This window comes from Streptomyces sp. NPDC048171 (assembly GCF_043202655.1).
Classification (GTDB): domain Bacteria; phylum Actinomycetota; class Actinomycetes; order Streptomycetales; family Streptomycetaceae; genus Streptomyces.
Map to the genome: position 1 here is coordinate 241,471 of NZ_JBIDAU010000002.1, position 11,827 is coordinate 253,297.

An 11,827-nucleotide genomic window follows, 5' to 3' on the forward strand; every position below is an offset into this window, starting at 1 on the left:
TCTCCTCGGCTGACCTCTCCGGCTGATCTCCTCAGCTGGTCTCCTCGGCGGACCTCCTCGGCTGGTACGAGATTGTCCTATCCGGCTGCGAACTCCCGTACGGCTGTGGTGGTCTTTGGGCAGCCGAACCGACACCGGGGGGAACCGGGACATGGGGTACTGGGGCTATTTCGTCGTGGGCCGCGGGGCGCGGCCGCTGGCCGAACTGGACGCGCTGGCCGGCGCCTCGGACATGGCGCTGCGTCAGTCCGCGCCGGACGGCTGGCAGGTGTGGGAGTTCCCGGGCGGCGACGGAGACGTCGGCAACATGAACGACCTGGCCGGACAGACCGGCGCCCCCGCCCTGTTCGGGTACGTCATGGACAGCGACTGCGTGGTCGTGGAGGCCGCGGCGCCCGAGAGCGGGGCGTGGACGACCTGTCTCGCGCGGTCCGCGATGGCCGGGTACCTCGGCGCCGAACGGGACGGGCTCACGCTGGAGGACTACTTCCTGGAGCCCCGGGACGCCGCCGAACGCGCCGTCGCCTGGGCCGCCGAGGCGGGGCGCACCGCGAGCGCCGTGGACTTGGCGGAGGTGCTCGCGGCGGAACCGGCCGCCGGTGCGGACGCCGGGGGCGACGACTCCGGTCCGGTGGCCGAAAAACTCTTCTTCCGGTTCCTCGACCGGCTGGGCGTCGTCCCGCTGTGACACTCCCGGGTCGTCGCACGCTGTAAGGGTCAGTGCGGGCTCCGTGGTGGTGAGCGGGGCGAATCGGCGGGAACAGGGAGGCAACCGATGAGCCTGGTGGAACTGATCGCGCAGGCCGACGCACGCGGACTCGCCGCGAGCGGACTGGCTTGTTTGGATCGCTGCCTGCCGCTCCTCGACGGCGACGACGAGGTCCTCAGACCCCTGTGGGCCAGCCTCGCCGACGACGCCGAACCGGACTGGGCGGGGGAGCTGGCGAAGGTGCGCGCCGCACTCGCGGCGACCGGTGGCGAGGGCGAGGACGAGGCCGTGGTGCTGGCCCGCGTGATGCTGGCCGACGCGCCGGACGCGTGCTCCGGCCCGGCGCTGCGGTCCTGGGCCGACGCCTGTTCCGCCGCCGCTCTGCGCGTCCACCGGCTCCTGGACCCGGCGGCGGACACGAACGGGCCGGCCCCGCTCGTCGCGGGCGAGCTGCGCCGCCAGGTCACGGTCCTGGACCTGCTCGCCGCGCACGGCCCGGCCGGGCTGCGACCCGCCCTCGAGGTCTCCACGGAGGGCCGCCGGGTCCTGCGTGCCGTGGTGTCCCGCCGGGCCCGGGGGCGGGACGCCCGCCTGTGACGGTCGTGCGGCGAACGCGCGGCGGCGGTGCGGCGGACATGGTGGAGGTGGGGCGGTCCTGCGCCGGTTGCGGGACGGCCCCCGCGATCCTGTGACGAAACTCGGCCCGGTGGCGCTCTAGCCCATATGACTACTGTGACCAGCGGATTGACGACCCAGCAGGAGAACCGGCCGTCGGCCGCCGCGAAGCCGGTGCGGTGGGCGGCGGACGCGGTGGCCACGATGCGGGAGGGCGCCCGGCTGCGCCTCGACTACTCGGCGCAGAGCCTGTGGCGCGTCGACCGCGTGATCGACGGCATCCGCCGCGAGGGGGCCCCGTACGCCGCCGTGGAGACCGCGCTGCGCGGCCTGGGCGCCTACGCCGGTGAGGTGATCGCGCGGGAGTCCGGCGGCGAGTGGTGGGCGACCGGGGGCGATCACTGGGTCCGCACCCCCGACGGCCGGCTGTGGGACCCGGTCGACGAGGCCCGTCGCTGCTTCGCCGGTGACGGTTCGCTCCGGCTGCTGTGCCGGGACGCGACGGCGGACCGGTGAGGGCGGCGCGGTCCGGCGCCAAGGCAACGGCCGGGGCCGCCACCCCCCACAGGAGAGGCCCCGGCCGTCGCGCGGCACGGGCCGCGCGGCGGCCCGTACTCCCTTCAGCGCCGGGAGTGCGTTTTCTGTCACACCTCAGCGCGTCACGGGTTAGTTGCATCTTGTACGGCAATGCGATCAGGACATGGACGAGTGGCGGTTTCAAGACGTAACGTGCCATTCGTGCCGACCAGCGGGGGGCTCGCTCCCGCGAACGGGGTTGCGGGAGACCACCGCGACCATCAAGTGCGAATCCACGACGGCGAGGACCACGTCCGCGAGAGCGGCGCCGGTTTAGGCGCAGAAAGGCTTCTCGGTGCTGGGGGACGACGCGGAGTTGACCGCCGCGCTGCGTGCGGCACAGGACGGGAGCGAGAGCGCGTTCCGGACTGTGTACCGCGCCGTGCATCCGCGGCTGCTCGGGTACGTGAGGACGCTCGTCGGCGATCACGACGCCGAGGACGTGGCGTCCGAGGCCTGGCTGCAGATCGCCCGCGACCTGGAGCGGTTCGACGGGGACGCCGACCGGTTCCGCGGCTGGGCCGCCCGGATAGCCCGCAACCGGGCCCTGGATCACATCCGGATGCGCGGTCGCCGGCCCGCGATCGGCGGTGACGAGACGGAGCTGGCCGGCAGGCCCGCCGAGTCCGACACCGCGGGCGAGGCCATGGAGGCCCTGGCCACCGACAGCACCCTCTCGCTCATCGCGCGGCTGCCCCAGGACCAGGCCGAGGCCGTCGTCCTGCGCGTGGTGGTGGGCCTCGACGCCAAGAGCGCCGCCGAGACGCTCGGCAAGCGGCCCGGCGCCGTCCGCACCGCCGCGCACCGCGGCCTGAAGCGGCTGGCCGAACTGCTCTCCTGCGATCCGGAATCCGGCGGCGGGCTCGACGCCCTGCCGCCGCAGCGAGAACCGCGCGGTCGTGCGGTGACGTCCGCCAGTGTGACGCATACGCGTGCGCGGACGCAGAAGGACATGTGATGGCCGACGAGCAGGACAAGTGGCTGGACCGCGAAACAGCGGAGCTCTTGCTGCGCGGAGAGTCACCGGACGCTGTCCGCCCCACGGACCGCGAACGCGCCGAACGACTCGCCCTGGCCCTGGGCGCGCTCTCCACCCCACCCCCGCAGAGCGCCGACGAACTCCCCGGCGAGGCAGCCGCGTTGGCCGCTTTCCGCAAGGCGTACGCCGAACGGACCGACCTCTCCGCGGTGGCCCCGGGCACGCCCGCGACCGGCACCGCGACCCGGCCCTCCGACGCCGGTCTGGTGCGGATCGGCCCGCGCGTCGACGGCCTCCGGCGTCCCCGCCGGAGCCGGCCCCTGCGGCTCGGCCTGGTCGCCGCGCTGACCGTCGGCATGATCGGCGGGGTGGCCGTGGCGGCCGGAACCGGACTGCTGCCCACGCCGTTCGACCGCGGCCAACCGGAACCCGGCGCCAGCGCCTCGGCCGCCGCGTCCCCGGACCGTCCGCTCCTCTCGCCCTCCCCGATGGAGAGCGTGCAGGGCGGGGCGGTACCCGACGGCACCCCCTCGGGCTCGCCCGGCGCGAACACTCCGGGCGACGGCGGCACCGCGGCGAACCGGACCCCGGAGCGCCGGGACGCGGAGGACCGGGGGACCGGCGGTGCCGACAGCCGGCGTTCCGGACATGTCGCGGTGTGCCGCAAGGTGCGGGCCGGCAAGGACGTCGACGGCGCGCACCGGCGCGCCCTGAAGGAGGCGGCAGGCGGCTCGTCGCGGGTCGGGAAGTACTGCAGGCACCTCCTCGCCGTCACCGGGGCCGACGGCCGGGCCGGCGACCTCCGGAGGGGTGACGGCGACGGGGACGACAGGACCGACCGCCGCGACAAGAACGGCAAGAGCGAAAAGGACGGCAAGGGCGACAAGGACGACAAGGGCGGCGAGGGCAAAGGCAAGGAGAGAGGCGGAAAGAAGGGCGACGACGGCGACGGCGACGAGGGCAGGGACGAGGACGACGACGACCGCCGCCCCGACGCCGTCCGCCCCCACCAGCGGCACACCCCGTCCGCCTTCCGCTCCCTGACCTGCGCTTTCACCGACGTCAGGGATCCGTGCCCGACGGGTGTGACACTTTCGGCCACCCGGGCGCAGTAATGAGTGAGCCGACTGGTCATCGGCTTCCGCACCGAGCCGGGGTTCCCCCCGTACCTACGGCTCGTGCACCTGGCGCGGGCGGGACACGTTCCCCCGGTCCCGCCCGCGCCCCATTCACCCCGCCCCGCGCCTCACCGGTACACGACGACCTTGTCGCCGTTCCTCACCTGGGCGAACAGATCCTTGATCGCCGCTTCGTCCCGTACGTTGACGCAGCCGTGCGAGGCTCCCGCGTAGCCGCGGGCCGCGAAGTCGTACGAGTAGTGCACGGCCTGGCCCCCGCTGAAGAACAGCGCGTAGGGCATGGCCGTGTCGTAGAGCGTCGACCAGTGCTCGCGGGACTTCCAGTACACCTCGAAGACGCCCTCGCGGGTCGGTGTGCGCTGCGAGCCGAAGCGCACCGCCATTGTCGAGACGGTCCGGCCGTCGACCATCCAGCGCAACGTCCGGCTCGACTTGCTGACGCACAGCACGCGGCCGGTCGTGCAGCGGGGGTCGGGCGCGGCGGCCGGCTGCCCGCCCATCAGGTACAGGTCCCACTTGTCGGGCTCGCGCGTCATGTCCAGCAACCGCTGCCAGGTCACGGTGTCCGTCCTGCCCGTCCTCGGCAGCCCGCGCTTGCCCTGGAAGCCGCTCACCGCGCGCTCGGTCAGGTCGTCGTACGTGCCGGTGGGCCCGTCGACCAGCCACTCGACCTGACGCAGCCGGGCCTGGAGTTCGCGCACGTCCCGGCCGGAGTCGCCGCGTGTCCACAGCACCCGGGCCGGGAGCGGCTCGGGGTCGGAACGTGGTTCGTCCGTACGCGGCTGGTCCGTACGCGGCTGGTCCGTACGAGGTTCACCCGAGGGCGGCCCGCTCGACGACGGCCGGTCCTCGGCCGGGGTGTGCTTCGGCGGGGCGCCGGTGACGTCTATGCGCACCGACGAGTGCCCCTTGCCGTCCGGGCCCGTGCCCTGCACGGTGCAACCGGCCGCCACCAGCGCGGCCCCCAGGGTGAGGGCGACCGCCCTCCCCGCGTTCCCCATGCTCGCCTCACGCATCACGGCCCCCCGTCGTCCCACGGCTCCGCACGGATGTCCCCTGAGATGTTCCCCGCGGATGACGCCGCCTGAACGGAGCGGCATTGTTGTGACCGGGACCGCTCGGAGCAGGAGTCGGTGGCCCGATCGGTTCGAACAGGTGCTCAGAGGGAGGCGACACACCATGACGCGCGAGTCGGGCGGTGCTCGGTCCACCGAGAGCGGACTGCCCATCGAGCCGGTCTACGGGCCGGACGCCCTGGCGGGCTGGGACCCGGCCGAGCGGCTGGGTGAGCCGGGGGAGTACCCCTTCACGCGGGGTGTGTATCCGTCGATGTACACGGGCCGGCCGTGGACGATGCGCCAGTACGCGGGTTTCGGCACGGCCACCGAGTCCAACGCCCGTTACAAGCAGCTGATCGCCAGCGGGACCATGGGTCTGTCGGTGGCCTTCGACCTGCCGACCCAAATGGGCCATGACTCCGACGCGCCGCTCGCGCACGGCGAGGTCGGCAAGGTCGGTGTGGCGATCGACTCGGTCGACGACATGCGGGTGCTGTTCGGCGGGATTCCGCTGGACAAGGTCTCGACGTCGATGACGATCAACGCTCCGGCCGCGCTGCTGCTCCTGCTGTACCAACTGGTGGCGGAGGAGCAGGGGGTGAGCGCGGACCGGCTCACCGGCACGATCCAGAACGACGTGCTGAAGGAGTACATCGCGCGCGGGACGTACATCTTCCCGCCCAAGCCGTCGCTGCGGCTGATCGCGGACATCTTCAAGTACTGCCGGGCCGAGATCCCGCGGTGGAACACCATCTCGATCTCCGGCTACCACATGGCCGAGGCGGGTGCCTCGCCGGTGCAGGAGGTCGCGTTCACCCTGGCGGACGGCATCGAGTACGTGCGCACGGCGGTCGCGGCCGGTATGGACGTGGACGACTTCGCGCCCCGTCTGTCGTTCTTCTTCGTGGCGCGTACGACGGTCCTGGAAGAGGTCGCCAAGTTCCGTGCGGCCCGCCGGATCTGGGCGCGGGTGATGCGCGACGAGTTCGGCGCGCGCAACCCCAAGTCGCTGATGCTGCGCTTCCACACCCAGACGGCCGGGGTGCAGCTGACCGCGCAGCAGCCCGAGGTCAACCTGGTCCGCGTCGCCGTGCAGGGCCTCGCCGCGGTGCTGGGCGGCACGCAGTCGCTGCACACCAACTCCTTCGACGAGGCCATCGCGCTGCCCACCGACAAGTCGGCGCGCCTGGCGCTGCGTACCCAGCAGGTCCTGGCCCACGAGACCGACGTGACGGCGACCGTGGACCCCTTCGCCGGCTCCTACGCCGTGGAGAGGATGACCGACGACGTCGAGGCCGCCGTCCTGGAGCTGATGGCCAGGGTCGAGGACCTCGGCGGCGCGGTCGACGCCATCGAGCACGGTTTCCAGAAGAGCGAGATCGAGCGCAGCGCGTACCGGATCGCCCAGGAGACCGACTCCGGGGAGCGGGTGGTCGTGGGCGTCAACCGCTTCCAGCTCGACGAGGAGGAGCCCTACGAGCCCCTCCGGGTCGACCCGGCCATCGAGGCCCGGCAGGCCGAACGACTCGCCAGGCTCCGCGCCGAACGCGACCAGCAGGCCGTCGACACGGCCCTGGCCGCGCTGAGGAAGGCCGCCGAGGGCGAGGACAACGTCCTCTACCCGATGAAGGATGCGCTCAGGGCCCGTGCCACCGTGGGAGAGGTGTGCAACGCCCTGCGGGAGGTCTGGGGGGCGTACGTGCCCTCCGACGTCTTCTGACGCCGTAGGGGCCGTTCTCGAACAGTGGAACATGTGGGCGGAGTTTCGTGACTTCGTGCGACACTCCGCCCATGTTCGGCGTCATCGATCTCCCCACCTACCTCGCAGGTCTCGCTCTGATCGTCCTGCTCCCCGGTCCCAACTCGCTCTACGTCCTCTCCGTCGCCGCCCGTCGCGGCGTGCGCGCCGGGTACACGGCCGCCGCCGGCGTCTGGTGCGGGGACACGGTGCTGATGACGCTGTCGGCCGCCGGGGTCGCCTCGCTGCTCCAGGCCAACGCGGTGCTGTTCGGCATCGTGAAGTACGCCGGTGCCGGATACCTCACCTGGATGGCGTTCGGCATGCTGCGCGCCGCGTGGGGCATGTGGCGCACACGCCGGGAGCAGGCCGCGCGGGACACCGACGCCCCCGCCGCCGCCGGCGGTGACGAGCGGCCCTTCCGCCGGGCGCTGGTGGTCAGCCTGGTCAACCCCAAGGCGATCCTGTTCTTCGTCGCCTTCTTCGTGCAGTTCGTCGACCCGGGCTACGCCTATCCCGCCCTGTCCTTCGTCGTCCTGGGTGTCTTCGCGCAGGTGGCCAGCTTCCTGTACCTCAGCGCGCTGATCTTCAGCGGCACCCGGCTCGCCGCCGCCTTCCGGCGCCGCAGGAGGCTCTCGGCGGGGGCGACCTCGGCGGCGGGCGCGCTGTTCCTGGGCTTCGCCGTGAAGCTCTCGGTCGCGAGCGCGTAGCCGCCGGGCTCCCTCAGGACCGGCCGAAGCGCGCGAGATGGGCGTCGAGGCCGGCCGGGGAGTCGCCCGCCCAGCCGACGTACCCGTCCGGGCGTACGAGGAACAGGCCCGTGCCGTACGCCGGGTGCGGCTCCCCGCGCACCACCCGCACCGCGCCGTCCACACCGCCGGGCGCCGCGGGGGCCTCCGCGCCCAGCGCCAGCAGCGTCCAGTGCGGTCCCCGGAACGCGTCGAAGAGCCGCACGCCGTCCACCTTCCCGTCGGGAGCGCGGTCGCCGGCCCGCAGCGCGTCCCCCGGGACCGCCGACCGCGCCTCCACGGTCAGGGCCGAGTCCCGGTATCCCAGCCCCAGCTGGCGGGTCGCGTCCCCGCGCCGCACCTCGCCGCGGTGGACGCCGGTGGACAGGCCGAGCATCCGGTCGGCGACCGGGCGCCGTTCCGCCTCGTAGCTGTCCAGCAGCGCCTCCGGGGCTCCGTCGCGCAGGACGGCGCCCAGCTTCCAGCCGAGGTTGTAGGCGTCCTGGACGCTGGTGTTCAGACCCTGGCCGCCCGCGGGTGAGTGCACGTGCGCCGCGTCCCCGGCGAGGAAGACCCGGCCCGCGCGGAAGCGGTCGGCCAGGGCGGCGCGGGGCCGGAAGTCGGAGGCCCAGCGCACCTCGGTGACGGCCTCGGGGGCGAGGTGCGAGCGGGCGGCGACGACCGCGCGGATCCCGTCCGGGGTGAGGTCGACCGCCGTGGCCTCAGGGAACCGGGCGACCACCTGGAAGTCCTCGGTGCCGGCCAGCGGGCAGACGGCGAGGAAGCCGACGCCCTCGTCGCCGTCGCGGGGCGGGAAGATGTGCCAGTTGTCGCGGTCCAGGCCGGTGATCCGGACGTCCGCGACCAGCGTCGGGTGCGGGTCGACGGCCTCCCCGGTTATGCCGATGCCCACCGCGCGCCGCACCGCCGATCGTCCGCCGTCCGCCGCGACCAGGTAGCGGGCCCGGACGGCCGGACCCGAGGCGAAGTGCGCGGTGACGCCGTCCGCGTCCTGCGTCACGCCGGTGACCTCCCGGCCGAAGGACACCCCGCCGCCCAGCTCGGTCAGCCGCGCGGCCAGGATCTCCTGCGTCCGCCACTGCGGGACCATCCACGGCGCGTCGTACGGCGCGCCCTCGCTCGCCTTCGCCGGGTCGAACATCCGGTGCTCGCCGACCCGCTCGCCATCCCGCCAGACCATGCCGACCGGATAGGTGCCGCCCGCCGCGTGGACGGCGTCGAGGACTCCGAGGTCGTCGAAGACCTCCATCGTGCGCGGCTGGATTCCCTTGCCCCGCGAGCCGGGGAACAGCGTGCCGGCGCCCTCCACGACCAGCGCGTCCACCCCGCGCCTGGCCAGGTCGATGCCGAGGGCGAGACCGGTGGGACCCGCGCCGACGACCAGAACGTCCGTGTCCACGGCCACTCTCCTTAACGTTGTTAAGTGCTACGTGGGTCCGAGAATGGACTTAACGCCGTTAAGCTGTCAAGCGTGAGTACCGAACGACGCACCCCCCTGGACCGCCGACGGGTCGCGGACACGGCGCTGAGACTGCTGAACGACGTCGGTCTGGACGGCCTGACCCTGCGCACCATCGCCAGGGAGCTGGACGTCAAGGCGCCCGCCCTGTACTGGCACTTCAAGGACAAGCAGGCCCTGCTCGACGAGATGGCCACCGAGATGTACCGGCGGATGGTGGCGGGGACCCCGCTCGACCCGGCCGACACCTGGCGGGAGCGACTGCTCAAGACCAACCGCGGCCTGCGCGCGAGCCTGCTCGGCTACCGGGACGGCGCCAGGGTGTTCAGCGGCTCACGCTTCACCGGCGCCGAGCACGCGGAGCAGATGGAGGACAGCCTGCGCCTGTTCACGGCCGCCGGGCTCACCCTCGCCCAGGCGGTGCGGGCCAGTACGACGGCGTACCTGTTCACGCTCGGTTTCGTCACCGAGGAACAGGGCGTCCAGCCGCTGCCCGACGAGCGCCGGGAGGGTTTCGACGTGGACGAACGCGCCCGCCTGCTGGCCGCCTACCCACTGACGGCCGCGGCGGGCGCGGAGATCTTCACGGACTACGAGCGGCACTTCGAGGAAGCGCTCGCCCTGGTGATCACGGGCATCGGCACGGCCTACGGCCTGGACTGACCCGGCCTGCCCGCCTTCGTCCGCCGGGCGGCCAGGTACCTGCGCACCGCGCGGGTGACGATCGGCGGGAGCAGGTCCAGGGCCAGCCGGCGGGTCCGGGCGCGCGGGCTCGGCGGCCGGGTGGCCCGCGGCGTGCGGCCCGCCGGGCGCGGCTGGGTGGTCTGGCCCGGTACGGGTGCGGTGTCCGCCGGCGGTGCCTCCGGCTCGGCCGGCGCCGGGTAGCGGGAGACCGGCAGCGGGGGCGGGCTCAGCCGCTTGCTCTTGGCGCGGGTCCGCACCAGCCGCTGTCCCGCGGCCCGCTCCACCGTCACGGCGATGTCGTCGCGCCCGCGCAGCGCGGCCAGCAGGGCCTCCTGCACCGGCTCCGGGTCGCCCCAGGTGCCGTACAGCTTCTGGCTGCTCAGGCAGACCGGGCGAAGCCCGCGGTTGAGCACCGCCTCCCAGGCGGCGACGGCCACGCCCGGGGTGTGCTCGCTGCGGAAGTCGTCGAGGACGACGATCCCGTCGGGCCCCAGCAGATCGCGGGCCGCGCCGATGTCGCCCTCGACGTGCTCGTACAGGTGCGAGGCGTCGATGTGGACGAAGCGGCAGCTGCCCGGCGCGACCTCGTCGACGATCGCGGAGCTGGGCGCCTGGACGATGGTGGGCAGGGTCTTGTGGAAGGAGAGGTAGTTCCGTTCGAAGGCCTGCCGGGTGAGGGAGGAGTACGACTTCGCCGCCTCCGCCCGGTTGGCCGCGTCCGGCGGCTCGGCTCCGAACAGGTCGCAGACGGTGAGCGTCTCGCCGTCCCGCAGCCGGTGCCCGAGCAGGATCGCGCTCTTGCCCAGATAGGCACCCAGTTCCAGCAGGTCGCCGCGGGTGTCCATGGTCTCCTGGCGCTCCAGGAACCAGGAGAACAGCACCTGGTCCAGCGGCCAGAACCAGCCGGGGACGTCGTTCAGCTCACCGGGGTACTCGTGCGTCTCTTGCGCAGTGGCCATGAGGGGAGGATGCCTCCTCCAGGCCCGAAAAGGGGTCGGCGCGCACGATTCGATGGAAGGAAAATCGCACGAATTGCTCAACGCGTCCGGGCAGGCACCGTCCGCAACCCGGGCGCCGGTGGCCGCTCCGACGGCATCCGGGAGGGCGCCGACGGCACCCTCGGACCGCGGGTTCGGGGCATCCCCCATCACCCGTCCGGGGTGCCGCCGAACGGCGCTCGGGACGCCCGCAGGAAGGCGGAGTGGGCCGCCCTGCCCAGGTAGGTGAAGCGCGTGCCGTCCCGCAGATGGTCGTCCAGGGCCTCCTTGATGCCCGGCCAGCTCGGGTCGCCGTAGTCGTCCAGGACGACGATCCCGCCCGGCGCGGCGATCTCCTCGGCCCACTGGAGGTCCTGGCGGACCCCCTTCGCCGAGTGGTCGCCGTCGACGACGATCACGCCGTACGCGCGGTCCGAGACGGCCGCCCGGGTCTCGGGGTCCTCGGAGTAGCCGCGCCGGATCCGGGCCTCCGCGCCCGCCCGCCCGGCGAGGGCCAGGTTGGTGCGCACGGCGTGCTCGTCGACCGGGGTGCCCGTCGGGTCGGGACGCACGGTGGTGCCGGGCTGGAGCTGCACACCGGCGAAGGGGTCCACGATGGTCAGGCCCGGGCTGCGGCCGTCGCGCTCCAGCATCCGGACCAGCCCGGTGGAGAACATGCCGTACAGCGTCCCTATCTCCAGGATCTCGTCGTTCGGCGGGCCGAGCAGCGGGACGGTGGCGAGCTTGCCGCAGATGTTCATGGTGCCGCCCGCGATCCGGCCCACGCCCAGCGACTCCAGCGCGATCAGGAGACGGTAGGCGGTCGTGACGTTACGGGTGGCCGCGGCACGGTCGCCGGACAGCGCCGCCACCTCGGCGCGCAGCCGCTCCAGCGGGCCCTCGGCCAGCACCCGGGACAGGCCCCGGCCGTCCGCGCCGAGCAGCACGTCGCAGGTCAGCCGGTGCGGAGTGGCCTCCCGGACCGCCGAGCGCACCCGGCGGTCGATGCGCTGGTCGATCAGATCCGCCACGGGACGCAGCAGACGCCGGGAGACCGGACTGCGGAGCAGGGAACGGCTGTTCATGGGCGAACGACCTCGATCCGTCACGGGGAGCAGGTGGGTACGCGGAACGCCAGTGGGGT

The 11,827-nt window shown here is 73.3% G+C and carries 12 protein-coding genes; 8 read left to right on the top strand and 4 right to left on the bottom strand.

The genetic code is table 11. The features are described 5' to 3' along the window. The first annotated feature begins 151 nt into the window (after window positions 1-151). From ACGF3J_RS05515 to ACGF3J_RS05535, 5 genes are all read left to right on the top strand, one after another. The gene (locus ACGF3J_RS05515; protein WP_161331538.1) at window positions 152-688 is read left to right on the top strand and encodes a hypothetical protein; all 537 of its coding nucleotides are present in this window, start codon (window positions 152-154) and stop codon (window positions 686-688) included. 87 nt (window positions 689-775) lie between these two features. After that, entirely contained in the window at window positions 776-1,306 is a 531-nt protein-coding gene (locus ACGF3J_RS05520; protein WP_161331539.1) for a hypothetical protein, read from the top strand. Window positions 1,307-1,432: 126 nt separating this feature from the next. Further along, window positions 1,433-1,840, top strand: a complete 408-nt coding sequence (locus ACGF3J_RS05525) for a hypothetical protein (protein ID WP_161331540.1) — start codon at window positions 1,433-1,435, stop codon at window positions 1,838-1,840. Between the two features lie 355 nt (window positions 1,841-2,195). Then, window positions 2,196-2,858, top strand: coding sequence for an RNA polymerase sigma factor (locus ACGF3J_RS05530; protein WP_161331541.1), 663 nt, complete (start codon window positions 2,196-2,198; stop codon window positions 2,856-2,858). Beyond that, window positions 2,858-3,994 carry a hypothetical protein gene (locus ACGF3J_RS05535; RefSeq protein ID WP_161331542.1) on the top strand — a complete coding sequence of 379 codons (1,137 nt, stop codon included), beginning with the start codon at window positions 2,858-2,860 and terminating at the stop codon, window positions 3,992-3,994. The genes ACGF3J_RS05530 and ACGF3J_RS05535 overlap by 1 nt, the downstream gene beginning before the upstream one ends. 131 nt (window positions 3,995-4,125) lie before the next feature. On the opposite strand, the gene ACGF3J_RS05540 is transcribed toward ACGF3J_RS05535, so the two are convergent. Next, window positions 4,126-5,034 (bottom strand): L,D-transpeptidase family protein, encoded by a 909-nt coding sequence (locus tag ACGF3J_RS05540; protein WP_161331543.1) that lies wholly within the window; start codon window positions 5,032-5,034, stop codon window positions 4,126-4,128. 163 nt (window positions 5,035-5,197) lie between these two features. Between ACGF3J_RS05540 and ACGF3J_RS05545 the strand changes: the two genes are divergently transcribed. Then, a complete protein-coding gene (locus tag ACGF3J_RS05545; protein ID WP_393853512.1) occupies window positions 5,198-6,796 on the top strand; it encodes a methylmalonyl-CoA mutase in 1,599 nt (532 codons plus the stop codon). A 71-nt stretch (window positions 6,797-6,867) separates the two neighbouring features. Beyond that, window positions 6,868-7,524, top strand: coding sequence for a leucine efflux protein LeuE (gene leuE, locus ACGF3J_RS05550; RefSeq protein ID WP_161328646.1), 657 nt, complete (start codon window positions 6,868-6,870; stop codon window positions 7,522-7,524). 13 nt (window positions 7,525-7,537) lie between these two features. Here leuE and ACGF3J_RS05555 read toward each other — a convergent pair whose 3' ends face one another. Further along, window positions 7,538-8,962 (bottom strand): FAD-dependent oxidoreductase, encoded by a 1,425-nt coding sequence (locus ACGF3J_RS05555; protein WP_393853513.1) that lies wholly within the window; start codon window positions 8,960-8,962, stop codon window positions 7,538-7,540. Between the two features lie 72 nt (window positions 8,963-9,034). Between ACGF3J_RS05555 and ACGF3J_RS05560 the strand changes: the two genes are divergently transcribed. After that, window positions 9,035-9,685: a TetR/AcrR family transcriptional regulator gene (locus tag ACGF3J_RS05560; protein ID WP_161328644.1), complete on the top strand. Its 651-nt coding sequence runs from the start codon at window positions 9,035-9,037 to the stop codon at window positions 9,683-9,685. On the opposite strand, the gene ACGF3J_RS05565 is transcribed toward ACGF3J_RS05560, so the two are convergent. Together ACGF3J_RS05565 and ACGF3J_RS05570 are read right to left on the bottom strand one after the other, a co-directional pair. After that, window positions 9,670-10,665, bottom strand: a complete 996-nt coding sequence (locus tag ACGF3J_RS05565; RefSeq protein ID WP_393853514.1) for a class I SAM-dependent methyltransferase — start codon at window positions 10,663-10,665, stop codon at window positions 9,670-9,672. The two genes, ACGF3J_RS05560 and ACGF3J_RS05565, sit on opposite strands and share 16 nt — an antisense overlap. Before the next feature lie 188 nt (window positions 10,666-10,853). Further along, complete coding sequence (locus ACGF3J_RS05570; protein WP_161328642.1) at window positions 10,854-11,768, bottom strand: class I SAM-dependent methyltransferase; 915 nt, start codon at window positions 11,766-11,768, stop codon at window positions 10,854-10,856. Between the last annotated feature and the right edge of the window lie 59 nt (window positions 11,769-11,827).